Raw genomic sequence first — 23972 nt, 5'->3', positions numbered from 1 at the left:
GTGCTCGTCCTTCTCGTGGGGGCGGCATACCTGACCATCGGAGCGTTGCGCATCGACCCGTTCGCGAACGACTATCGCGTCACCGTGCGACTCGACGCATCCGGCGGGTTGCAGGCCAACGGAGACGTCTCGGTGCGTGGTCAGCGAATCGGGCGTGTCGTCGCTGTCGACATCACCGCTGACGGGGTCGAGGCCCAGTTGGACATCTCGGCCGGTCACCTCGTTCCGTCCGACGGCACCGTCGTGGTGGCGGCGTTGTCCGCTGCGGGCGAGCAGTACATCGACTTCCGTCCCGATTCCGACAACGGTCCATATCTGGAAGACGGTGCCGTGGTCGACCAGGACCGGACAACCACTCCGGTGCCGTTCGCGACGATGTTGGTGAGCGTCACCGATCTGGTGAGCCAGATCGATCCGGCACAGCTGTCGTCGATCATCGACGAGCTCGATGCTGCGACGGCAGGTGGCCCCGCGCAGCTGCAGGCGATCATCGACGGCGGCGGCGCAATACTGGCCGGTCTGGATTCCGTTCTACCCGAGACGATCACGCTGATTCGTACCGGCCGGACACTGATGAGAACCGTCGGCGACATCGAGCCCGATCTGACTCGCCTCTCGATCGGCGGCACAGCGTTGGCCGATCAGTTGACAGCGTCCGACGCCGAGATCCGCGCTCTGCTCGACGACACACCTGCCCGGCTCGATTCCGCCAGGGCGGTCATCGGCGAGAACCGCGATGCCGGCGGGGATCTGCTGAAGAACCTGGCCCGCATCGCCAGGGCTGCGCGCCTGCACACACCTGCGATCGAGGCGTTGTTCCCGGCGATGTCGGCGGGCGCAGGCGTGTTCGGTCTCGCCAGCCACGACAACCAGCTCAACGTCGTCGCCGACCCCTATCCGAGACCCACCTGCGACTACCTCAATCCGACGGTCTCGCCGTCCATCGCTGCGATGGCTCCGCCGCTGAAGTACATGTACTGCAACAGCACCGACCCGGAGATACAGGTTCGGGGCGCGCAGAACGTTCCTCGTCCGCCCGGTGACAACACCGGAGGACCTCCTGCCGGCGTTACCGGGCAGGAGCGGACGTCGGGCGGCTGACCGGTCTCCCGACTCATCCCAGTCTTCGCAACGAAGGAGCTCACATGACCGACCTGAAGACCGACGAACCGACAACCGACGACGAGGTGGACACGCCCGCCGAGTTGCCCGAGACCGGCGACTCGCCTGCGACTCCCAAGCGCCCACGTCGACGACCGTCAGCGGTGATATCGGCTCTCGCGGTGGCGTTGATCGCGGCGATGGCCGTCGCAGGCGTGTTCGCGTACCAGCTCGAACACCGACGCTCGCTCGACACCTCCCGCGCCGAGGCCGTCGATACCGCTCGGGCCTTCGCGATCACCTTGTTCACCTACAGTGCAGATACGTTCGACACCTACGTCGACGACGTATTATCTGGTGCCACTGGGTCATTGGCTGATACGTTTACCGAGACCAGCAGCGATTTGCAGGCGACTCTGGTGGAGGCCGGTGCCACATCGACGGCGCAGGTCCTCGACATCGCTGCGAAGTCCACGGCCGTCGAGCGGGTGGAAGTGTTGGTGATCATCGATCAGACGGCCTCGAACGCCACGGTCACCGAACCGCGTCAGGCGGTGAATGCAGTGGTCATGACGCTCGAAAAGCAGGAAGACGGTAGGTGGTTGACCAGTGACGTCGCCAATCCCAGCTCCGCGCAGTAATCCGAGCGACGCGTTCTCCCCTGGTCCGTACTCGGACGGCCCGCCTCCCGAAGCCCTCGACATCGAATACCCGGACCTCACTCGTTTCGGACTCGAGGAGTTGGGCCGCGCCGCCTGGATCACCGTGGTCCTCGTTGCGGCCGCTGCCATTGCCGTCATTCGATGGCCGGTGTCCTGGCTCGCCAAACGCCGTCGCTTCACGGTGGCTCTCGCCGAGGGTGTGGTGAAGGGGTTCGAGGCGCTGGGGCCGACGTTCGTCAAACTGGGCCAGTTCATGGCGTCGTCGCCCGGCGTGTTTCCTCCGGTTCTGGCCGACGCATGTCTACGACTGCTCGACGGTGTCCCACCCGTCCCGGCGCACAAGGCTCGCCGCGCGGTCGAGCGCGACCTGGGTGGCAGCGTTGCGGAGCTGTTTCGATCGTTCGACGACGTGCCTCTCTCGGCTGCATCCGTGGCGCAGGTACACGCCTGCGTGCTACCCGACGGCCGCGAGGCGGTGGTGAAGGTGCAACGGCCGGAGATTCGACGACGCATGCGGGTCGATCTTCGGGTCGCCTACACCGGAGCCGCGTTGCTGGAGAGATTCTTCGAGTTCTTCCGTATAGCGAATGCGACGGCTGTCGTCCGCGATCTCAACGACCTGACGGCCCAGGAACTCAACAGCGCAGCAGAAGCGCTGCGCCAGGAGCGTTTTCGCGACAATCTGTACGTGTTCGGGGACAATTCTCACGTGATGGTTCCGGAGATCTTCTGGAGCCATTGCGGACCTCGGGTGATCTGCATGGAGCGAGTTCGCGGCACTCCGGTCGGCCGCATCATGTCGGACGATCTGGCCACGGTCGACTCGGAGCTACAGCTTCGTCGGGGCGTGAAGGTCTGGCTGGAAGCCGTTGTGCTGCACGGTCCGTTCCACGGAGATGTGCACGCGGGCAATCTGTGGGAGCTGGACGACGGACGGGTCGGGTTCCTCGACTTCGGGATCGTCGGTGAATTGCCCGAAGAGTGGCGCGACGTGTTGCGCGAAATGTTCCGTGCATCTCTGTTCGACGGTGATTACACCGAGGCCGCCCGACGCATCCGCATGCTGGGCATCACCGAGGGAACCACATTGGGCGACAAACTGATCGGTCTCCAGTTGCGGAAGCTGTTCGAGCCGGTTCTCGGCCGAGGGGCCGGCCGACTGGATCTGAGCAGGCTGGTCGCGTCGCTCGTCGAGACCGGCAGGCGCTGGGGCGTCGCGACGCCGGAAGAACTGGTCCTGTTCGGCAAGCAACTGGGCTACTTCGAAAGATATTCGGCCACACTGGCTCCCGACTGGATTCTGGGCCGAGACCTCTTCCTCTTCCGAAACATACTGCCGAACGAGGTGGCCGCCGCCGCGCTCTCCCAACACATTGCGCTTCCCGACTAGGCGTCCGTGATGGACCAACCCGAGTGCGACTCGTGACTTATGGGGAGGACGCTCAGCCCTCCGACGTCAACGAGTGAGGTGCCGACGTGAAGGTCGCGGCCGATCCCGCAGCGCGCGCTATTCCCGCGATTCCGCCCCAGACCATCATGGTGAGGTAGTCGACGAGCTCGTCGGCCGTCATTGTTCGATCGAAGATCCACCAGTGTGACGCCAACCGGACCGCACCGATCATGGCGAAAGCGATGGGTATCGAACCGGCCGTCGAGAATTCGCGCTCTCGAAATCTGTCGGCGATGACGGTCCCCAGCAAGTCTGCGATCAGTTCCTCCGCCACGGTGACGACGTCCTGATTGCCGCCGACGGCATTGTTGGCGTGGACGTAGATGTAGATATCGGGATCGGTGGCGACCGTCGTGACGTAGGCAGCGATCACTGCGCGGGTGAGGTGATATTCGTCGAGGTCCTCGGAGATCGCGTCCCGTATCCGAGGCACCAGCGCGGTCTCGACGTATCGCGCCATTGCGGCGTCGGCCAGACCCTTCTTGTCGGCGAAGTGCTTGTACAGAACAGTCTTCGACACGCTGTTCGCAGCGGCGATGTCGTCCATCCCGATGTTGTAGCCATGTCGACGAATCGCATCGAGGGTGCAGTCGAGTAATTCACGCCGCCGGGTGATCCGGTGATCGCGCCACCGGTCGCTTCGCCCGTCGACCTTGACCGCCACGTTCATGCCGACTGCGATACTGCTCGTGATCCCCTCAGCAGAATCGACGCCACCAGTTCCGGATCGTCCGACATCGGCACGTGCCCGAGCCCTGGATACGTCGTGACCTCCGCCTGCGGGAATGTTCGACGAACCAGGGGTGCCTGATACACCGGCAGAACCCAGTCGCGACGGCCCCATGCGACCGTGACGGGAACACCCTCGTCGACCGGAACACTGAAGCGCGGCACTGCGTTTCCGGCTGCGTCGATCGCCCGGTTGTCGGTGATGCTGAGTGCGTCGATCGTGGCCGTCTCCGCGGGAACTCGCCACGGTTTGGCGTAGAAGACGCCGTTGGCGATCGTGCGTCCGACGATCGAACGCATGATTGTGGGCGCGATCGGACTGATGACTCGCGACAGGGCCCGCAGCAGACGAAACACCAGCAGCGCCCGCGTCTGATCCCAGTGGCCGCGGAAGAAGCCGGCCGGCGAGAGTGCGGTGGCCGAGGCGACCGACCCGCGGGCGGCGAGTTCGAGTGCGAAGTAACCACCCAGCGAATTCCCGGCCACGTGCGGCTTCTCACCATCCACCGCCACGTACTCGAGGAACCGCTCCAGTTCGGCGACGATCCACGGCCCGAGGTCGAACTCTTCGGTGGGGAGCTCCGGCGAATCACCGTGGCCGGGCAGATCCACCGTCACCACTCGCCGGTGCCGGGCCAGTGTCTCCACAACACTGTCCCATGCATGTTGCCGGTGCACGATGCCGTGGATGAGTACCAACGTCGGGCCCTCACCCCGGATCGTGTGCGCAAGGGTCAGTCCATCGATGTCGGAAGTCACTGCATACCAACCTTTCTCGGCCGGATACTGCGCACGTTCGTGACATCGGATCCCACAACACCTGCGTCCGCCGCTCGGCCGAACGTCATCGATTCCGTCAGATCGTCGAAACGTGCGTCGATTCTGTCCAGAATATAGTTCTGGCGCACCGACCACGGACGCTCGGTCCCCGATTTGGGTAGTTCGTTCAGGGACCGCGTGACGTAACCGGAGGCGAGGTCGACAACCGGACGGGAGTCGACGGCCTTACCCTGCCGGTCCGGGACGGCGTGGGTGTAGCCGTGAGATCGCATGTACACCAGAAGTTTTGCCACGGCCTGCGCTGTCATGTCGGCCTTGAGCGTCCACGATGCGTTGGTGTACCCGATGGACCATGCAACGTTGGGTACGTCTTCGAGCATGTGGCCCTTGTAGACGAACTTGTCGTTCGCCTCGAGCCGCTCACCATCCAGTGAGAGCTCGATACCTCCGAACGCCTGCAGCTTCAACCCCGTTGCAGTGACGATGATGTCGGCTGGGATCTCGTCACCCGATTCCAACCTGATCCCGTCGGGGGTGATCTCTGCGATCTTGTCGGTCACCACGGTCGCTCGACCGGAGCGAATGGCCTTGAAGAGATCGCCGTCGGGTACGACGCACAGTCGCTGGTCCCATGGGGCATAGGTCGGTTTGAAGTGTTTGTCGACGTCGTATCCACGCGGCAGCTGCGCCTTCGTCATCGCACGGAACACCCTGCGGGCCGTCTTCGGCGCGCGTCGACACAGCTGATACGAGCCGACCATCAGCAGTGCATTGCGCCACCGCAGTGCACTGTGTGCCAGGGAGTCCGGCAGTACACGCTGAGTGAGCGTGGTGAACGGATCGGTCATCGGCAGTGACGCAATGTAGGTGGGTGAACGCTGCAGCATCGTCACCGACGCGGCGTCTGCCGCCAGCGAGGGCACCAATGTGATTGCGGTTGCACCGCTCCCGATCACGACGACCTTCTTGCCGGTGTGGTCGAGACCTTCCGGCCACTGCTGGGGGTGCACCACCTGACCGGTGAAATCCTCGAGCCCGGGAAGATCGGGGGTGTACCCACCCGAGTAGTCGAAGTAGCCGGTGCACAGGAACACGAATCGACTGCGATAGGTGGTGGGAACACCGTTGGTCAGGGCGTCGACCGTCCACAGGTCCGTCGAGGAGTCCCAGTTCGCGGCCGTGACCATGGTCGAGAAATGCGTGTGCTCGTCGATGCCGTTGGCGTAGGCGGTGTCGACGATGTAGTTGCGGATGTCTTCGCCATGAGCGAGCAGGGTGTCCCCCTGCCACGGCGTGTGCGGGAACGAGAACGTGAAGATGTCACTGTCCGAACGAATTCCGGGGTATCGGAACAGATCCCAGGTACCGCCTGCTCGCTCCCGGCCTTCGAGGATCGAGTAGCTCAGGCCCGGGGCCATCTGCTGCAGGCGAAACGCGGCTCCGATTCCCGATATGCCGGCACCGATGATGAGAACGTCCTTGAAGTCGTCTCCGAAACCGTCGAACTCGGGCCATCGACCTGGTCTTTTCGTCACGCCAACCCTCACTGTCTCGCCGAACACCATCGCCTTCTCGCCGAGGAGCAGCGACACCGCGACTATCATCATTTAATGTGCCATTGGCGAATGGCTATGTCAATGGTAGGACCGCGCGGTCCCGCGTCTTCGATGGAGTAGCCCCTCGCGACGCCACATGCTGCACACACTTCGATAACCTGATACCGTGCCATCATTCTATGAACCATCACACAGTGGTTCATGTGCAGATTCGCATTGGCGAGGGCAGGTGCACGATGTGGCTCATCGTTTACATCGCTTTTCTTCTGTGGTTGGTCGCGTCGACCGTACTCGCCGTGCGCATGGGGACTGCCATCTCCCGCAGCAGCCTCGAGGATGAGGCTGCCGAGCTGCGTCGACTCTTCGGGAGAGCCGCGAGAGAGCCCCACAACACCGACATTCCGGAGACCGCAGCCGATTCGACGATCGTGGCACCGAGACTCTCGTCGAGCGACCCCCTCGGGAAACATCGGCCCACCCGCGCCATTCGCCGACACGATGGGCAGGCTGCACCAGGTGCACCGAACGGCCATTGAGCCGCGGACGCCAGACCCTATAATCGACGCACCTCGAGGGCGGCGAACACCGCAAAATCTAGGCAACGCAACAAAATTCCTGTGCTACCTTACCCAGCGGTAACAACAGGTGATGCGCCTCACAATCGGAGGCGTGCGAGTCGGGGGAGATCGAATGGTTGGTTCAACACTGCGGAGACTCTTGGCGATTGCCTGTGTCGGGGCGATAGGAGCTGTCGCGGCACCGGCGGCAACAGCTGCGCCCGTTCAGGATTCGTTCTTCGAGTACTCCGGTGCGGCTGCGCTCGCGGACCTGGAGCCCGGAGCCGTGCTGGCGACTCGGACCGTCCCGTATCACGTCGTGAACGTGCCGACGCCCCTGCAGGCGATCCAGATTCTGTACCGCTCGACGGACTCGCAGGGCCGTCCAGCCGCCAACGTCACCTCGGTTCTGCGGCCACCGAATGCGCGGCCCGACAAGGTGGTTGCCTACCAATCCGCCTACGACTCCCTCAATCCCGACGACAGCCCCTCGCGAGCCATCGCCGGTGACACACCGCTGCTCGAACTGACGCCGAGCGGCCGCAACGTTGCGGTCGGTGGTGTGGTCGCCTCGGCAGAGGCGGCCGTTCTCGCACCACTCCTCCTGCTCGGGTACACCGTTGTCGTTGCCGATACCCAAGGGCCCACAGCGAATTTCGCAGCTGGTCCCGAATACGGGCAGATGACTCTCGACTCGTTGCGGGCAACCCAACGAGTGGCGGAAACGGGTATCGGCCAGAACGCAGAGATCGGACTGATCGGGTATTCGGGCGGTGCGATCGCGACGAACTGGGCAGCGATCCTCGCCCCCAGCTACGCGCCCGACATCAACGACAACCTGATCGGTGCAGCCCAGGGCGGACTGCTGGTCGATCCGGCCAAGAACCTGCGCTACATCGAAGGAAGTATCGGGTGGGCAGGCGTCGCAGGAATGGCCATCATCGGTCTCGGCCGTGCCTACGACATCGACTTCACTCCCTACTACAACGACCGCGGACGCGATCTGTTCGCGCACGTGGACGACGCCTCGATCCTGAACGTCCTGTTTCAGTATCCCGGCCTGAGGTGGTCGGACGTGGTCGTACCGGAGTACGCCGACCCCAACTCGGTCCCCGAGTTCGTCGACGTGGTCAACAAGATCAACATGGGACAAGCTTCGATTCCCACGATCCCGATGTTCGTAGCGCAGGCATCGAACGGCATTCTCGAGGGCACCCTGCCCGGGCCGATGGGGACCGGACCCGGTGACGGTGTCATGGTGGCCGGTGACGTCCGCACTCTGATGAACAAGTACTGCGACGCAGGTCTGTCCATTCAGTACGACGAGTACAACACCATCAGCCACACCGTCGGCGCGGCTCTGTGGCTTCCAGGTGCGTTGGCATGGTTGACGGATCGATTCGCAGATCGGCCCGCTCCGAGCAACTGCGGCCGAATCGATCCGGGTAACTCGCTTGCACCGCAAGAGCATTCGCTTCGCTGACGCATCGACGCGATAGTGCGCAATGCCCATCCCGCCCGCAGCGGGATGGGCATTGCTTTCACGGAAGTCGGAATCCGCGAGTCAGGGCTACCACTGCGCACCGGGAACCATGGACGCGAGACGACGAAGCGGCTTGTGCACGTGCTTATCACGCCGAACAGACGCGGATGTGATCTCGACCTGTTCGATCTCTACTGATGCCGTGCCTCTGGCGGCGGGCGAGTCACCCATGGCCTGATGCATGGCGCTCGCGATTCGTAGCTTCAAGCGCGGTGTGAACGTATGTCCCCATTCGCCGATCGTGCCGAGGGGCACGTCGATTCTTCGGGGCCGCTTGATCAGAGCACGGGTCACCATGGCGGCCGCGGTCTCGGGACTCGTTATCGGTCCGGCGTGATAGCCGTCGGACGGGGAGATCATCGGCGTATCGACCAGCGGAAGGTGGATTGTGGTGAACGTGATTCCGTCGTGCAACAGCTCTGCTGCTGCCACCTCGCTGAATCCGTCGAGTGCCGACTTGCTCGCTACGTAGGCGGCAAATCTGGGCACGTGATTCTGCACCGCAGCACTCGAAATGTTGACCACGTGTCCGAACCTTCGCGATCGCATCTGGGGAAGTAGTCCCATGGTCATCCTGACGGCACCGAAATAGTTCACCGCCATGGTCCGCTCGAAGTCGTGAAACCGATCCGTCGACCGGACGAGCGAACGACGGATGGATCGACCGGCATTGTTGACCAGCATGTCGACGTGATCGTGCTCGGCGAGAATACGAGTGATGGTGGAATCCACGGCGTCCGAGTCCGTCACGTCGCACACGTAACCGAACGCACGTCCACCGTTACCGCGGATCTCGTTCACCGTCGCCAACAGCTGTTCTTCGTTCCTGGCCAACAGGATTGCCAGGGCACCCATGTCGGCCACCCTGATCGCGGTTGCGCGACCGATGCCCGACGACGCCCCGGTGATGACGATGTGGCGAGCCGCCAACGGACCCCGGTCAGACGGGCGACGGACGCGAGTGGGGTCGAGGTGGTTGTACCAATATGTCCACAGTGCGGTGGCGTAGTCGGCGAGCGGCGGGTACGTGACATCACTCCCCCTCAGTGCCAACGATGTTATCGCGGAGGAGAATTCGGTGGGGATGGCAAAGTGCTCGAGTACGACGCTCGGTATGTCCAAGCGGCGGAGCGCGGCCGCCCGCAACAGTCGCAGTTGTCGTTGACGTGGCTTTCGCAACGCGACTCGTCCCAAAGACCCCGGGAGCGACGCGACCGGATGCGGAGCCCCCGCGGCGGCCGCCAACGCCTGATACACCTCACGGACGGGCTGGGGTGTGGGGTTGACGAGATGGAACACTCGCTCCGTGCCGGTGTCGGTCAGCATCAGATGGACCAGTGCACGGGTAACCACGTCGACCGGAACGAGGTTGGTCGCGCCGATAGCGGGGACTGCCACCGGGAGGCCGGCAGGGAGCGCAGCGAGCAACTTCAGTGCGCCGAACAAGTAGTACGGACCATCTATCTTGTCCATCTCGCCGGTTCGCGAGTCCCCTATCACCGCCGCTGGGCGGTAGACCTTCCAGTCCAACCCGTCCATGTCGCGTACGAGCTTCTCCGCCTCGAACTTGGTGCGGTGGTACGCAGTCGGAAAGCCCTGACCCAGATCGAAGTCGTGCTCTGTGAATCGTCCCCGAAAGTCGCCCGCGACTGCGATGGACGACACGTGGTGCATGACGGCGCCGGTGCGCAGAGCAAGAAGCGCCACCTCACGTGTTCCCTGCACGTTCGTCACTGCCTGATCGTCACCCGCGGTCAGGTCGTAGACGGCACCGAGGTGTACGACGTGATCGAGGCGGGCCGGCAGCATGCCGTCGTCGATACCGAGACCCGGTTCGGTGAGGTCCCCGATGACCGGCAGCACTCGGTGGTGGGAGGCGACGCGATGCAGCGATCCCGTACGCACCAGCACGTAGACCGAGGCCGACGGATCACGATCGAGTATCTCCTGGACCACTCGCTTTCCGAGAAATCCGGTTCCGCCGGTAACGAAGAAGTTGACGCTCACAGTGCACTCCTGATCAATTGTTCGGTCGAGTCGATGTTTCTGGAATGCGCACCGGCCCTGAGGAATCGGCCGGTTCCGACGCCGTCCTTGCCCGCAGTGAATCTTCCGCGGCGGAACACGACTTCTCCGGCCACGACGGTTGCGTCGACCGCTTCGTCGTTGCGGTTGACCATGCGAGAGATTCCACCGAATTGTTCGATCGGTGCCTCGTACACGCCGTCGACACTCGCGTTCAGCCCCGACGGGTCGACTATCACCAGATCGGCACGGTCACCGAGCCGTAGATGACCGGCATCGATCCCGAACCACTGGGCCAGTTCACCGGTCAGTCGGTGCACGGCGTGCTCGATCTTCATGAAGCCGGTGTCGTGCACTCGCTTCAGCAATCGAATCGGATAGTTGTAGAACGCCATGTTGCGCAGATGCGCTCCGGCATCGCCGAAACCCATGTGAACTCCGGAACTTCGGGCCAGCCTGTCCGCATACTTCGGCCGGTCGTTGGCTATCGTCGTCCTCCAACGCAGCGACTTTCCGTACAGCACAACCAGATCGAGGTAGGCATCGACGGGGTGGATTCCCCGTTCATCGGCGATTCGGCCGAATGTCTTGCCGATCAAGGAGGCATCGGGGCTTGCCACGATCACCGCGTCGTGGAAATTTCGATGCCAGATACGGGGACTGAGCTTGTCGTCGTAGTTCTTGCGGAACCATCGTCGATAGTTCTCGTTGCGCAGCAGTTCGCTTCGTTCCACTTCGTCCTGCAGATGCAATGCGGCGGCACCGGCACCGAACTCCTCGAACACGACGAGGTCGATACCGTCGGCGTACACCGTGAACGGAACCGGCAGGTGCTGCCAGCGAAAGTCGGTCTTGGCGAACTTGTTCAGTAGCGGAGCCACGGCAAGCATGAAGTAGACGATCGGTGGATACGCCTTGGAATCCGCTGCCGAGAGCAACGACGTCTTCAATCTCGGCCGACCACCGAAACCGGAGCTCTCGGCGAAGAACGCGGCAATGTTGGGATGAAGATTGATGGTCGGCGCGCTCTGCAGGATGCGTCCACGATCACGCAGAATGCGATTGAGGAAACGCATCTCACGCCACCGCGAGTACGTCGAGGGCAGCGACCTGGACCGGAATTCCTTGCCGTCGATCTTGTCGAGCTTGTTGGTCATCGACGACAGGCCCAGGAACCCGGCATCGAGGCTCTGCGTCAGCATCTCCCCCATTGCATCGAGTTCGATCGACGAGGGGCGATAGCTGTTCGAGGTGGCCTTGGACATTCCCAAGACCGTGGTGCGGATATCGGAATGACCGATGAACGCCGCAACGTTCGGACCGAGCGGTAGCGATTCCAGTACCGATACATAGGTGGACGGACTCGTCCAGCTCCGGCCGTCGTCGAGAATGTCGAGCATCGACTGACGAGGGATCGCCTCGACTCGGCTGAACAGGTCCGCACATTCCTCCGGGGTGGAAAACACGGTCGAGAGCGAGCAATTGCCGATCACAACGGTCGTCACCCCGTGCCGAATCGACTCGGGCAACAGTGGGTTGACGAGGACTTCCGCGTCGTAATGCGTGTGTATGTCGACGAATCCGGGCATCACCCACTTTCCCCGGGCATCGAGAATCTCGGTGGTGCCACCCACCGGCAATGGGTCGGCGGAAATCTCGGCGACCAGTCCGTTGCGAATGCCGAGGTTGCGCATCCGCCCTTCGGCTCCGGTGCCGTCGAACCACAGCCCGTTCTCTACGACGAGATCGAAGTCGTGCATCGATGGTGCTCCTTCTGGTTCGGGATGTGGTCCTGACAAGAGTCAGAGGTCGAGCACGAGTCGTTCACCCTGCGAGCGCGATACACAGATCAGCATCTGTGTCGTTCGCTCGGCATCGGTCAGAGCGCCGTCGCGATGATCCGGTGTGCCGCTCAGCACTCCGACGATGCAGGTGCGGCAGAATCCCTGCCTGCAGGAATACGTGGCGTCGGGTTGCACCGCAACGATTGCGTCGAGTGCAGAGACGTCGGCAGGCACGTCGACGACTCGACCGGATCGGGTGAGTTCGACCGTGAACGCTCTTCCGTCCACAATCGTTGGTGCAGAGAATCTTTCGAAATGAAACTCGCAATCGGCGAGGGCGTCGGCACCGGTCCGCAATGTACCGATCATCGGCGTGGGTCCGCAGGCATAGATGGCTGCGAACGGGCGGATGCCGGTGAGCAGTTCGGCGGACGTCGGTATGCCCTCGACGTCATCGGTGCGGACAGTCACCTTGTCACCGAATGCGAGCACGTCCGGCACGAACGGCAACGAGTCGGTGCTGCGGCCGGTGTACACCATCGACCAGCTGATGCCAAGGCTGTCGGCGAGGCGCAGCATCGGCAGGATGGGGGTTATCCCGATACCACCGGCGACGAAATGTAGATGCCGGGCCGGCGATCCGTAGCCCGGCACAGCAAAAGCGAACGCGTTGCGCGGTTCCGAAATCACGATCTCGGTCCCCACGTCCAGAGCGTCGTGCACTTCTACCGACCCGCCCCCGCCGTCGGGGATTCGCCGCACAGCGATCCGGTATAGGTCCGCGTCGGCCGGATCTCCGCACAGCGAGTACTGACGCCGGAGCCCCGAGGGGAGCGTGAGATCGATATGTGCGCCGGGTCGCCAGGGCGGGAGAACACCTCCGGACGGTCGGGTGAAGGTCAGAGCGACGACGTTGTCGTCGCGGGCCTCGACGCTACGAGCGCTGACGACGACCGCGAGAGATCTGTCCACCGGTTGCCCGGCAGGCATAGTCCTGCGGAGCCGACCCACTGCGGCCATGTGCGCGTTCATCAGGGTGGAGATGACACCGAGAAACAGATCCCGACGGCGGCGTCCGTACAGATCCGGCGGCACAGCCGTGGGCACCGGAAGTGCGCTTGTCATCGCGCAGCTGCTCGCGCGGCCGGAGACCATGCCAGGTACGCCACCGCCTGCGCGGTGCTGCCCTCGTGTTCCGGCGAGTAGGAAGGTTTGAGATATCGCGCGACTCCCCAGGTCAGATGCGCAAGCGATGGCAATGCGTCACGCCTCATCGCACCCATCCAGGCAACGAAAATGCGAAGGTATCCCCTGTTCTTCAAGGCTGGGTCCTGTCGAACGATGTACTTCGTGCCGCGGAGCATGAGCACCAAGAACCCGACGAACGCAATGATCATGGCAATGTTGCGTCGGAAATAGCCGACACCGAAGTATTGGGCGACATCGTGGGCGACATTCCGGTGCTCGACCTCCTCGGCACCGTGCCATCGATAGAGATCGATCATGGTGGGGTCGCCGCCCAGGTTGTCCCACTGCGAATTCAGTGCGTAGTCACCCAGAAAGGCCGTCATGTGTTCGATGGCACCTATCAACGCGATGCGTTCGACCAGTTGCTGGCGTTGACCTTTCGGTGAGCGGCTGGGGCGCGGCCCGAGGACACGTCGCATCAAGAACTCTGCCTGCGCAGCGAACGGCCGAGGATCTATGCCATGGGTGTCCAGAAAGTCGTACAGCACCACATTGTGGGTCTCGGCGTGCATCGTTTCCTGTCCGATGAAACCACGAACGTCTTCTCGTAGCCTGTCGTCCGCTATCAACGGGAGGGCTTCGGCGTATGTGGCGCAGAACCACCGCTCACCTTCCGGGAGCAACAAGTTCAGGGCGCTGATCGTGTGCGAGGCCACGGGCTCGTCGGGAATCCAGTGCAGAGGTGTGTCCGTCCAATCGAACTCGACGTTGCGTGCGGTGAGCGAAACGACACCTGGATCGAGGGGGTCCACGGCTAATCCTTTGCTGTGTGCTTGTCGATGAATGCTGATGCGTACGAGGCGACCAGCCTGGGGTCTTTGAGAGGGAGCCAGTGCCCGGACTTCACTCGATGGATGTCGACCTCAGCAGCCCATTGTTCGATGTCCGAGAACGAAGCCGGGCGAATCGCCGGGTCGCGAGTGGGTATGAGCAACTGGGTCGGCACCGACGTGAATCGGTTGCTCGGAAACAGAACGGTGCGAAAGATGTTGGCCCGGTATATCCGTAGGCCCGAGACCATGTCGTCGGTGAAACTCTCTGCGAGGTGAATGTCTCGGCGGTCGACCCGTTCGACGATGCGCAGGAACAACGACCACAGATACCGCGTCCCGAAGACCCGAAAAAAGGTCCTCGACAGAATCCCCGACATGAAGAAGAGCGTGTACATGCCCGAGACAACTTGAGTGAACCACTGCCACAGCGCAATCGGGGTCCGCGCGGCGAGCCGTGACTGCATCCACCGACCCATGTGATGGAGGCTCGGTCCCGAGATCGACGTGAACGATGCGATGGTCCGATGGGCCCCTGGCCTGCATACAGCGTCCCACACCTGCACCGATCCCCAATCGTGCGCGAGAACATGAATGGGTCGATCGGCTCGAACGCTGTCGACGACAGCGAGAAAGTCGTCCGCCAATTGCTCGATCCGCATCTCGGCGACAGTTCCTTGCGAGGTGGACCGTCCATGACCGCGGGTATCGTAGGTGACCACCCTGAACGAATCCACCAGATGCGGCACGACGCCGTCCCACAGATGGTGGGTGTCCGGCCAGCCGTGTACCAGAATCACCGTCGGACCATGCAGATTTCCCTGCTCGAATACCGAAAGTTGTGCGCCGGCTATCTCCACCGTCCTGTGCTGCGGTTGAAACGACCGGCCGTAGGAGACTGGCATCGACACGACGCTCCTCACTGAAATGAACCCTCGGTACGCTTTTCGTTACCGGCGGTTACGGCTAAACCATGGCGCAGTCCGACGCGGTATGTCAAGCCCTGTCGGACCACGTCGAGCTCGAGAGGGCGTCCTAGACTGACCGCTGTGCCCGACTCTCGAAGATCTCCGACCTCCCGGCAGACCCGTGCCCGCGAGGAATTCGTCGATGCTGCAATCCGAGTCATCGATACCGACGGTCCGAATCCGAGCATGAATGCCATTGCTCGTGAGGCCGGATCGACGAAACCGCGCTTGTACCGACAGTTTTCGGACAAGTCCGACCTGCTCTCCGCACTCGGCGAACGCATGGCCGACGAGGTGTATCAACTCGCCGTTGCGGATTTCAACTTTCTTCTGGACGCTCCGTCGTCGGCATTGCGCCACGCGCTGCGTGGCTACTCGAACGTCGTAGCTCAACACCCCAACGTGTTCCGCGCATTGGCCCAATCACGCTCGTGGTCGGAGGATAGTTCATCAGGAACCTTCGATATCGGCAGGGACGTTGCACGCCGATTCGCCGCCGTGGCCACATCTGTGTTGACATCGATCGGGCTCGACGACCAGGGCGTCGAATTCACCAGTCGTGCCGCAGTGGGGGCTATCGTGGCCACCACCGATCTGTGGCTCGAGGAGGATTCCGGTGCCACCGACGTAGATCAGTTCGTCGATCAGCTCACCGACTTGATCGGCGGGCTCCTCCAGGCATTCTTGAGGCGAAACGGCGTCGAGATAGACCCGGACCAGCCTGCATTCATGATCCTGGCGGAGCTGAAGAAATAACCCAGCCAGGTCTTCATCGGGGCCACCCCTCTACCAATGCCGTTGTACGACGGTGCAAGTCGTTGAATCGGGACACAAGATACCTCAGCCACGCCAGCTCGCTCGGCGGGTTGGGAATCAGTGTCGATGGCAGAGCGGCGATCGCTTCGGGCGACAACGACCGAACATGCACTGGATAGGAGGTGGCATCGCCGGCCAGAACCGGGGGCACCGACCGAATGTCGTACACGATCGAGAACTCGAGCTCATGCTGATTCGGGTGCGAGAACACGGCCACGAACTCGGGTCGACCCCATTTCCGGACGTCCCAGGCAACTGCACCGGTATCGATTGCAGCGCGAAACAACCAGTGCTGCATGTGTGTTCGCGCTTCGCCGCCCTCGCCCCAACGCTCGACGTCATAAAATCCGTCGAGGCACCGCACTCGATTCCGGTGCAACGTCAACAGGTCGGGCACCAGGGGCCGCCGCGTGGCGATCGACTTGCTCGTCATACTCTGGTCCCCTCCACCCACCGGACCGGGCCCGCTATCTGGGAGCCATCCGCACTGCACCGTCCATTCGGGTGGTCTCACCGTTGATGTAGTCGTGCTCGACCAACATCTGCACCAATTGCGCAAACTCGTCCGGCCGCCCCAGACGCGCGGGGAACGGCACGCTGGAGGCCAACGCAGCCCGATATCCCGCGTCCATCGCCGCCACCATCGGAGTGTCGACGGTGCCCGGGGCAATGGTGTTGACCCGAATCCCGTACTGCGCCAGATCTCGTGCCGCGGTGATGGTCATCGCGTGAATTCCGCCCTTGGACGCAGCGTATGCCGCCTGCCCCACTTGGCCTTCGAAGGCCGCCACCGAAGCGGTATTGACTATCAACCCGCGTTGGCCGCTCGCGTCGACCGGACCGAGCACTCGCATTCTGTCGGCGGCCAATCGCATGACGTTGAACGTGCCGAGGAGGTTGACGGTCATCACGGTGCGGAAGATTTCCAGGTCGTGCGGCCCGTGCTTGGACACGATTCGCCCCGCCCACCCGACACCCGCGCAGTTGACCGCAATTCTGATCGGATGAATCGCATCGACGAGATCGAGCGCCGTCACGACCTCCGTCTCGCTCGTGACATCGGCGGCAACCAACTGCACACCGGCCGGAACTCCGTTACCCGCTCGGTCGATCGAATGCGGTACATCGAGGCCGAGTACATGCGCACCGTGCTGGACGAGCCTGCGCGCCACCGCAGCACCCAAGCCGGATGCCGCACCTGTCACTACCGCTGTCGTTCCTGACATGTCCATGCCGGCTTCTCTCTTCGTTGTTGTGGCGCAACTATGTTCAGTTGCCGTCGATTTGACGGGAGATGAATTCGGCAAGGTAGTGCCCGCTGTAGTCGCGCTTACCGTCGTTCTGGATTTCTGCTGCCCCGATGGTGTCGGCATGCGTGTAACCGGGCAGCAGCCGCTCGACCGCGAGCGATGGGGCAGGAAAGAACGTGCCTGCGGACTTGCGCACCGGGCTGTCACCGGCGAATACGACCAGATTGGGCTTGGTGCGGCTCATTCCGGCGGTGGCCAGGTGAGACAACTCGCCCATTCGCGAACCACCGTAGGCGGCGCCCAGGTCTTTGAGGAGCTCCAGCGGAAAGTACGTCTCCCAGTAACCGTTCGGGCTACCGGTCGAGAGCACCTCGGCCAGCTTCGTGATGTCGGTGACCTCGTGGTCGGGCGAGGTGTAGGGCACATCCCGAACGTCGCGGTAGTCGCGCCAGGCGTAGAGCGCATTCGGGTCGGTCGGGGCGACACGGGCTTGCTTTCCCGCGGCCAGTTCGAGGAAGGAGCCCAGTATCGGGACTTGCGTGGCCGACCCGGGAATCGGGAAGGTCTTCTCCTCCACCGGGCCACCGCCGAGGGCACCCAGGCTCATCTGGAACAACGAGAAGTTGACGGAGTTGTTGTCGAGAAGCATGCCCAGCATGGCTTCGTTGGTGAATCGGTAGTCACGAATTCCGGCGCGGCCGACGATATCGGATGCGAACTCCGCCGCGGAACGCGCGAAGAGGAAGTTCAACGACAGTTCCAAGCCGGCGTCCTGCGGAATATGTTGCAGAAGTTGGCTTTCGCCGTCCGGATCCAAGTGCGCGGCCAGGCCTGCCAGTCTGAGCAACAGGAAGGTCTTGGTGCCGAGCACCGGGGCTTCGCCGAATGTGCGCGGTATGACGCCGTTGCTCAGACCGGAATCGAGAACGGCTGCGGCACTACCGGTGACGAGGTTCGTCAGTCCGGCGAGCACCGGGGTGTTCTGCAGCGCTGCGGGATCGGAGCTGATCATCGAGTCCTGCGCGGCAAACGATTGGCACTGGTTGTACCCGGCGTCAGCCGTCGTGGCGGGATTACCGTCGAAGTCCCAGTCGGAGAACAGCCCGGTCATGAGTCCGCCGAGCGAGATTCCGGTACAGATCGCTTTGCTCTGCCGAACCTTCTGATCGGGTAGCTCGTGCAGCATCACCTCGTACTGGTCGCGGACCACCCGCGGCAGTCCCATGGCATCGAGCACACGCAGATTCTCGCCAGTACGGATACCGGGGAACGTGTTGCCGGCGATCGCTTTGTCCCCGAAGTAGTAGTCGACGGCGTCGAGGTAATTTCCGGTGCGCAATGCCTCGTCGAACCCGACGGTTTCGTCGAGACAGGCAGCGCGACGGGCAAGCGCCCAGAACTCGATGTGCTTGCCCTGATCCAGGGCGGACAGCACTGTGTTGCGGGCCACCGGTTCGGAGTGCACGGCTCCTGCACCGAGTCCTTGTTGCTGGACCACGACGGCGTCGGCGTCCGAGGACTTCTCGGCCCCGTCCGCGGGACGGTATCGCCAGTAGCCGACGCGGTCGCACGCGGCGGGATAGGCAACGCCCGGTGCCGAAAGCGGAAGTGCCAGAGACACGTACGACACCTCGATTCCGCCGCTCGAGCGAACGAACGTTTCCTGCCGATCGGATGCCGTCGTGACCGGGGCAGGATCGGCCTGCGCGAACGGGGCGCTAGCCAGCGCGAGAGCGGCCGTCACCACGGAAATCGTGGCGGCGCGTGTGAAGTGAGACATCGTTCCCCTGTGATCGTTGGTCGTCGGGTACGCGATGCGCGTTCACGTCTGCGGTGACCAGCGACCGACTGCTGGTGGCCTGACGCCCCGATGTGATCAGTGCAACATGGCGCGATCCGCGTGGTCCATGGGTAAACCGCCCGCCGTACGACCTACTCAGTTGTGCACTTCGACAATGAACTCAGGACAAGTCGCGTGCGATCAACGCTGCGTGCAACGACGCGGCCTGGGTGAAGACCAAAGGATTGAGGCCGGTCAACGCCTGGACCTTGCCTAGCCGATATGTCACCGAGTTTCGATGCACATGCATTCGACGAGCAGTCGCCAGCTGATTGCAGTTCTCTTCGAGAAAGATTCGCAGGGTGTGCTCGAAGATCGGATCGGCCGCCGACAGGCCTGCGACGAGTTCGGCCACGGCGGGGAGATCGGGTCCTGATGCGGCGCTGAGGTATTCGACCGTCAGATTGCCCAGATCGGCGACAAACTCGGACCGATTCAACGCGTGGGCAGTCGCCGCGAGACCGCGTGCGGTTCGGTAGGCGTCGGGTACGCCGGCCGCGGTGGACGACGAGGCGATACCGGCCCAGCAACGGACGGCGGTCTCGTCGTGGGCGCGAACGAGTGTGGCGCAGAAGTCGGCAACCGCATCCTGCCTGCTGCGGCTCGACCAGTGCACCGCCACCCATCCGTTGAGGTCGAGCCGCAGGTGGACGTCGGCGATGGACTCGATTCGGGACTTGAGTGCCGACACCGACGAACCAGCACCCGGGGCACCGGAGAGTTGGAACACGGCGACGACGAAACACGGACGCCCGACGTCGAAGGGTCCCGCGGCCACGCCTGCGGCCAGCAGCGCGTCGAGCGCAGCACGGTCTCGATCTCGCGCCTCCGATCGCGGGTCGGCCGACCGGTGTGCCGCCTCGGTCGCGATGAGGGTAACGACGTTGAAGATGTATTCGGTCACCTTCGGCATCAGCTCCAGCGCACCGTCGCGGTCGACGGGCTCCGATTCCGAGACGAACCGTCGCCACAGATCGGCCGAGACCTGCTGGTACGACCCGATCACTTCCTGCAACCCGGCACCGTTGGCCAGTCGAGCCATCGCGAGTTCGGTGACCGGGCGCAGTTCGTGTGCAGTCGGCATCTTTCCGGTCTCGATGAAACGCAGCAGTGCTCGGGCGTTCAACTCGATACCGTCGAAGAAGTCGTGCACCACCAATTCGCTGGGGACGTGCCGGTAGGACGGCCCGCCCTCGGCCGCGTACGAGCCGATCGCGGCCGCCAGGCGCTCACTCACCGAGTGGCCGGGCTCGTGTGGTGCCTCGGGGTCCATTCCTTCACCCTGACAGGCGTTGGCGATGTGCACAACAGTGCGCGATCAACATCGTTCTATTGCCACTGTGCCGAGGACCGGCGGTGCTGTGTGATCGGTACCACTCAGTCGCACGACCGTCGGGTCGCACCGATCGGCCACAGAAGGGCTCCAGATTGACCTCCACACACTCCCCGCTCGCGGCCACAGTGATCCGCGCGCGGCAGATCGCTGTCATGCAGCGCAGCGGGATCATCGATCTCAAGCGGCCACTTCGCGTTCGCCAGAAGTCGAGGGCTGTGCGAACGCTCGGCCCGATCGCCAGCGGAGTCACCACCGGCGCACGGTGGTACGGCGATCGAGTGGCGCTGATCGACGGCGCAGGCTCAGTGACCTATCGCGAGCTCGACCTCGCCAGCAATACCGTTGCTCATCGATGGTCGACTCAGGGTGTCGGAGAGGAGTCGACGGTCGCGGTGCTGTGCCGAGATCACCGCGGGCTGGTCATCACCATGATCGCGGCAGCGAAACTCGGTGCCCGGCTGGTCCTGATGAACACCGGCTTCAGCGCCCCGCAGTTCGCCGATGTCGCAGTGCGCGAGCGCGTTTCGGCGGTCGCGTACGATACCGAGTTCGACCCGATCATGACCGAACTGCCCCAACACATCGAGCGACTCGGCGATCCAACCGACGCTGCCGCTGCCGGCGGCACCGACACTGCGATCCCGCTGCCGTCGCGGCAGGGTCAGTTCGTCCTCCTGACCGGAGGTACGACGGGTACCCCGAAGGGGGCACCTCGGTCGGTGGATTCCGCCTTCGCTTCGGCCCAGTTTCTCGACCGGGTACCTCTGGAAGCGGGCCAGACCGTCCTGCTCTGCGCACCGCTGTTTCACGGAACGGCGCTGTCGCAGTTCATACTTGCTGTCAATCTGGGGTGCACCGTCGCCATCCACGGGCGCTTCGATGCCGACCGAGCGCTGGAGCAGATCGAATCGCTTCGTTGTGACGTCGTAGTACTGGTCCCGACCATGCTGCATCGCCTGCTGTCCTGCGCGAGCATCGATTCACGCGATACGACGAGTGTGCGCATCATCTTCACCGCAGGTGCGGCTCTCGCTCCCGGTCTGGGGAATCGGGCAATCGCTCGATTCGGTCCGGTCGTCTACAACTACTACGGATGTACCGAAACCGGGACCGCAACAATCGCCACACCCGCGGACTGGCTCGCGGGCCCAGGAACGGTAGGCCGTCCCCCACTCGGCATCGAGGTCGGGTTGGTCGATACCGATGGAGAACTGGTTACCGAACCGGATCGACGGGGCACGATCCACGTTGGCAATGCCATCTCGTTCCACGGATATTCGTCCGGGGGCGGCAAAGCTATCGTGCACGGTCTGATGTCCACCGGCGACGTGGGGCATCGGGATTCGGCCGGGTTGTTGTTCGTCGACGGCCGGGACGACGACATGATCGTCTCGGGAGGTGAGAACGTCTTCCCCGGCGAGATCGAGGCGACGCTCTACGCGCATCCCGATATAGACGAGGCCGCTGTCACCGGGGTTCAGGACGACGAGTTCGGCCAGCGTCTGTCGGCGGTCGTAGTCCGACGCAACCCCATGCTGACCGAAGATGCCGTGCGGCAGTACATCCGCACCGAATTGGCTCGTTTCAAGGTACCGCGTGACGTGCTGTTCGTGAACGAACTGCCACGAACCACCACAGGCAAGATCGATCGCAAGGCCATGACATCACTGACCTCCAACGGCCAGTGATGCGTACACCGAGGAGCCGCACCATGCACACCCCATCCTGGATTCGTTCTACAATGGTCGTCGGTTCGATCGCCGGGTTGGTAATGACGAGTTCGGCTGTGGCACATGCACAACCGGCTCCCCCGCCGGGATCGACTGTGACCGAAGTCGTCACCGAACCTGTGGTGGGAGATCCTGCGCTCGGCACGGATATCGAGGAGACACACGTCCGTATCCGGTATGCCAGCCCGTACCTCACCGGAGTCTCGACACCGCCGGAGTGCGAGTGGTTGGAATACCTGCGGTACCGCCACAAGGACGGTCCGCAGAACAGTGCCGATGCCGATGCCGTCATCAGTGTTCAACCCGGTACTTATTCCGGCGCAACAAATTTGGCTCCGCAGGCACCCCAAGTTGTACGAAAGGCTGCCGCGCAGGGCAAGTTCGTCGAATACATTGCCCTCGACCGCCGCGCCAATTGTGCCGAGGACAACTCTGGTTGGGATGCCGCTGCACGCGAGGGCGATTACCACCGAGCTGCCGAATACTACTTTCGAGGCAAAGAGGTCGACGGCAAGCGCTACGCGCCGCCCACGCCACAATCACTGTCTTACCTGGGCGAGTTCGGGCTGGCACTGGCCATGGACGACTGGCGCGCGGTGATCGAGCAGGTGCTGCCCGACCCCGTCGATCGCGGTAAATCATTCTGCGGCGGGCATTCTCTCGGCGCGTTCTTGGTCGGCCCGATGCTGGCGTGGGACTTCGACACCGATCCCGCCACCGTCGATGATGCCGGCTTCTCGCTCTGCGGCGGTGGCGGTATCGCACTGGACGGTTTGGCCATCAGCGACCCCGTCGGCGTTGCCGGCACCGGACTGCTCGACGAGCTGCTCTCCGACGCACTCGGTGGCGTGCGCGATGTCGCGGGTGCAGTGACCGACCTGCTGCCAGTTGCCGAGACTCCGATCTTGAGCGCTGGCAACATCATGAACACCTACAGCCTGGCCGCAATGGCAGCGCATCAGAACCCGGAGGCCGAAAGCGATCTACCGCAGGCCGCACCGCGCGACCTGAGTACCGAAGCATGGATGCGCACCTTCTACGGGGCCGACTATCTCGATCTCATCTCGCCGCAGAAGCTGCCGGATCAGCAGCGGTTGACCAACCAGGCCGCTCTCGGAATGTACTTCGATCAGAACTCGTCGGAGTACGTTCTGCAGGCCGGCACCGGGTTCTACGACTGCGCGGTGACAGGCAAGACCTACCCCGTTCCCAACGGCCTGACATCGATCCCGATCATCGGACAACTGCTGGTCATTCCCCACCGCGTTGGATACGGCCAGAACTACACTCCAACCGATCCGAACACGCTGTGCGGCTGGCGTAACTACGACCAGGTGTGGCCATCACAGGTCGAACTGCCGGGTTCACCCAACGGCACGCCGACAGACGCCGATCATGAAGTCACCGACATCGACCAACTCGCCCGGGCAATGACACCGGGACTTGCGCCGGTCGACTTCTTCGAGCGATTCACCCCGCTGCGCCTGATCACCGACACGGCATTTGCGCTCGGCGGCATCCGCAATGACGAGCTCGCCGGTCTGCAGAATCGCGAGGGTGGAATTCTCGAGCATCTCCTGCACGGAAAGCGCTGGCAGAGCACACCTACCACGGTTCCAGTTCTGACACTACTGTCCGGCGATTCCCCGGTACAGAACGTGAAGTACGGCGCGTTGGTTCCGGCGAACGCGATCTACCTACCGGGGTATCGGCACTACGACGTCGTCACCGCAGCCGAAAAGCAGAACAGCGGACTCCCCGAACCCGCAAGTGCGGCCATCGCCGCGTTCATCACCCGCAGCCGGTGAGTAGGCAGCCGTACAGAGA

20 protein-coding genes are annotated in these 23972 nt (G+C 63.1%); 8 read left to right on the top strand and 12 right to left on the bottom strand.

From position 1 onward, the window contains the following. The 3 genes from CH286_RS26675 (at position 1) to CH286_RS26665 (ending at position 3153) form a co-directional block, all read left to right on the top strand. Positions 1 to 1101, top strand: coding sequence for an MCE family protein (locus CH286_RS26675; RefSeq protein WP_176458361.1), 1101 nt, complete (start codon positions 1 to 3; stop codon positions 1099 to 1101). Between the two features lie 44 nt (positions 1102 to 1145). Continuing rightward, a complete protein-coding gene (locus CH286_RS26670) occupies positions 1146 to 1742 on the top strand; it encodes a hypothetical protein (RefSeq protein ID WP_094610898.1) in 597 nt (198 codons plus the stop codon). A 61-nt stretch (positions 1743 to 1803) separates the two neighbouring features. Continuing rightward, positions 1804 to 3153, top strand: coding sequence for an ABC1 kinase family protein (locus CH286_RS26665; RefSeq protein WP_441347145.1), 1350 nt, complete (start codon positions 1804 to 1806; stop codon positions 3151 to 3153). Between the two features lie 52 nt (positions 3154 to 3205). Here CH286_RS26665 and CH286_RS26660 read toward each other — a convergent pair whose 3' ends face one another. From CH286_RS26660 to CH286_RS26650, 3 genes are read right to left on the bottom strand one after another with little or no spacing between them, the layout of a single operon-like run. Continuing rightward, complete coding sequence (locus CH286_RS26660) at positions 3206 to 3883, bottom strand: TetR/AcrR family transcriptional regulator (protein WP_094610897.1); 678 nt, start codon at positions 3881 to 3883, stop codon at positions 3206 to 3208. Continuing rightward, entirely contained in the window at positions 3880 to 4701 is an 822-nt protein-coding gene (locus CH286_RS26655) for an alpha/beta fold hydrolase (protein WP_441347143.1), read from the bottom strand. The genes CH286_RS26660 and CH286_RS26655 overlap by 4 nt, the downstream gene beginning before the upstream one ends. Beyond that, entirely contained in the window at positions 4698 to 6329 is a 1632-nt protein-coding gene (locus tag CH286_RS26650; RefSeq protein WP_255182776.1) for a flavin-containing monooxygenase, read from the bottom strand. Before CH286_RS26650 ends, CH286_RS26655 begins: the two co-directional genes overlap by 4 nt. Before the next feature lie 185 nt (positions 6330 to 6514). Between CH286_RS26650 and CH286_RS26645 the strand changes: the two genes are divergently transcribed. After that, complete coding sequence (locus tag CH286_RS26645; protein WP_141215904.1) at positions 6515 to 6814, top strand: hypothetical protein; 300 nt, start codon at positions 6515 to 6517, stop codon at positions 6812 to 6814. Between the two features lie 154 nt (positions 6815 to 6968). After that, on the top strand, positions 6969 to 8318 hold the full coding sequence (locus CH286_RS26640) for a lipase family protein (protein WP_094610895.1): 1350 nt from the start codon (positions 6969 to 6971) through the stop codon (positions 8316 to 8318). 87 nt (positions 8319 to 8405) lie between these two features. Here CH286_RS26640 and CH286_RS26635 read toward each other — a convergent pair whose 3' ends face one another. From CH286_RS26635 to CH286_RS26615, 5 genes are read right to left on the bottom strand one after another with little or no spacing between them, the layout of a single operon-like run. Further along, complete coding sequence (locus CH286_RS26635) at positions 8406 to 10385, bottom strand: SDR family oxidoreductase (RefSeq protein WP_094610894.1); 1980 nt, start codon at positions 10383 to 10385, stop codon at positions 8406 to 8408. Next, positions 10382 to 12163, bottom strand: a complete 1782-nt coding sequence (locus tag CH286_RS26630) for an N-acyl-D-amino-acid deacylase family protein (RefSeq protein WP_094610893.1) — start codon at positions 12161 to 12163, stop codon at positions 10382 to 10384. The genes CH286_RS26635 and CH286_RS26630 overlap by 4 nt, the downstream gene beginning before the upstream one ends. A 42-nt stretch (positions 12164 to 12205) precedes the next feature. Continuing rightward, the gene (locus tag CH286_RS26625; protein WP_094610974.1) at positions 12206 to 13312 is read right to left on the bottom strand and encodes a PDR/VanB family oxidoreductase; all 1107 of its coding nucleotides are present in this window, start codon (positions 13310 to 13312) and stop codon (positions 12206 to 12208) included. After that, complete coding sequence (locus CH286_RS26620; protein ID WP_094610892.1) at positions 13309 to 14187, bottom strand: metal-dependent hydrolase; 879 nt, start codon at positions 14185 to 14187, stop codon at positions 13309 to 13311. The genes CH286_RS26625 and CH286_RS26620 overlap by 4 nt, the downstream gene beginning before the upstream one ends. 2 nt (positions 14188 to 14189) lie before the next feature. After that, entirely contained in the window at positions 14190 to 15110 is a 921-nt protein-coding gene (locus CH286_RS26615; RefSeq protein WP_094610973.1) for an alpha/beta fold hydrolase, read from the bottom strand. 144 nt (positions 15111 to 15254) lie between these two features. Here CH286_RS26615 and CH286_RS26610 point away from each other — a divergent pair, with 144 nt between their 5' ends. Next, a complete protein-coding gene (locus CH286_RS26610) occupies positions 15255 to 15929 on the top strand; it encodes a TetR/AcrR family transcriptional regulator (protein WP_094610891.1) in 675 nt (224 codons plus the stop codon). 13 nt (positions 15930 to 15942) lie between these two features. Here CH286_RS26610 and CH286_RS26605 read toward each other — a convergent pair whose 3' ends face one another. From CH286_RS26605 to CH286_RS26590, 4 genes are all read right to left on the bottom strand, one after another. Further along, positions 15943 to 16422, bottom strand: coding sequence for a hypothetical protein (locus CH286_RS26605; protein ID WP_141215903.1), 480 nt, complete (start codon positions 16420 to 16422; stop codon positions 15943 to 15945). 34 nt (positions 16423 to 16456) lie between these two features. Beyond that, the gene (locus CH286_RS26600) at positions 16457 to 17221 is read right to left on the bottom strand and encodes an SDR family NAD(P)-dependent oxidoreductase (protein WP_094610889.1); all 765 of its coding nucleotides are present in this window, start codon (positions 17219 to 17221) and stop codon (positions 16457 to 16459) included. Between the two features lie 37 nt (positions 17222 to 17258). Beyond that, the gene (locus CH286_RS26595) at positions 17259 to 19019 is read right to left on the bottom strand and encodes a hypothetical protein (protein ID WP_094610888.1); all 1761 of its coding nucleotides are present in this window, start codon (positions 19017 to 19019) and stop codon (positions 17259 to 17261) included. A gap of 181 nt (positions 19020 to 19200) precedes the next feature. Next, the gene (locus CH286_RS26590; protein WP_141215902.1) at positions 19201 to 20352 is read right to left on the bottom strand and encodes a PucR family transcriptional regulator; all 1152 of its coding nucleotides are present in this window, start codon (positions 20350 to 20352) and stop codon (positions 19201 to 19203) included. 155 nt (positions 20353 to 20507) lie between these two features. Here CH286_RS26590 and CH286_RS26585 point away from each other — a divergent pair, with 155 nt between their 5' ends. Both CH286_RS26585 and CH286_RS26580 read left to right on the top strand, forming a co-directional pair. After that, positions 20508 to 22103 carry an AMP-binding protein gene (locus CH286_RS26585; protein ID WP_369597549.1) on the top strand — a complete coding sequence of 532 codons (1596 nt, stop codon included), beginning with the start codon at positions 20508 to 20510 and terminating at the stop codon, positions 22101 to 22103. A gap of 137 nt (positions 22104 to 22240) precedes the next feature. After that, positions 22241 to 23953: a hypothetical protein gene (locus CH286_RS26580; protein ID WP_141215901.1), complete on the top strand. Its 1713-nt coding sequence runs from the start codon at positions 22241 to 22243 to the stop codon at positions 23951 to 23953. The last annotated feature ends 19 nt before the right edge of the window (positions 23954 to 23972 follow it).

The organism is Rhodococcus sp. WWJCD1 (assembly GCF_002258735.1).
Taxonomy (GTDB): Bacteria; Actinomycetota; Actinomycetes; order Mycobacteriales; family Mycobacteriaceae; genus Rhodococcoides.
Note: the sequence above shows the minus strand (reverse complement) of the source record. Positions and strands in the feature narration are given on the sequence as shown.

What these genes read in the sequence shown, in the direction of transcription:
- CH286_RS26670 (WP_094610898.1), top strand. Translation starts at nt 1,146, where the DNA reads ATGACCGACCTGAAGACCGACGAACCGACAACCGACGACGAGGTGGAC.
- CH286_RS26660 (WP_094610897.1), bottom strand. Translation starts at nt 3,883, where the DNA reads ATGAACGTGGCGGTCAAGGTCGACGGGCGAAGCGACCGGTGGCGCGAT.
- CH286_RS26650 (WP_255182776.1), bottom strand. Translation starts at nt 6,329, where the DNA reads ATGATGATAGTCGCGGTGTCGCTGCTCCTCGGCGAGAAGGCGATGGTG.
- CH286_RS26645 (WP_141215904.1), top strand. Translation starts at nt 6,515, where the DNA reads ATGTGGCTCATCGTTTACATCGCTTTTCTTCTGTGGTTGGTCGCGTCG.
- CH286_RS26640 (WP_094610895.1), top strand. Translation starts at nt 6,969, where the DNA reads ATGGTTGGTTCAACACTGCGGAGACTCTTGGCGATTGCCTGTGTCGGG.
- CH286_RS26630 (WP_094610893.1), bottom strand. Translation starts at nt 12,163, where the DNA reads ATGCACGACTTCGATCTCGTCGTAGAGAACGGGCTGTGGTTCGACGGC.
- CH286_RS26625 (WP_094610974.1), bottom strand. Translation starts at nt 13,312, where the DNA reads ATGACAAGCGCACTTCCGGTGCCCACGGCTGTGCCGCCGGATCTGTAC.
- CH286_RS26615 (WP_094610973.1), bottom strand. Translation starts at nt 15,110, where the DNA reads ATGCCAGTCTCCTACGGCCGGTCGTTTCAACCGCAGCACAGGACGGTG.
- CH286_RS26605 (WP_141215903.1), bottom strand. Translation starts at nt 16,422, where the DNA reads ATGACGAGCAAGTCGATCGCCACGCGGCGGCCCCTGGTGCCCGACCTG.
- CH286_RS26600 (WP_094610889.1), bottom strand. Translation starts at nt 17,221, where the DNA reads ATGGACATGTCAGGAACGACAGCGGTAGTGACAGGTGCGGCATCCGGC.
- CH286_RS26595 (WP_094610888.1), bottom strand. Translation starts at nt 19,019, where the DNA reads ATGTCTCACTTCACACGCGCCGCCACGATTTCCGTGGTGACGGCCGCT.
- CH286_RS26590 (WP_141215902.1), bottom strand. Translation starts at nt 20,352, where the DNA reads ATGGACCCCGAGGCACCACACGAGCCCGGCCACTCGGTGAGTGAGCGC.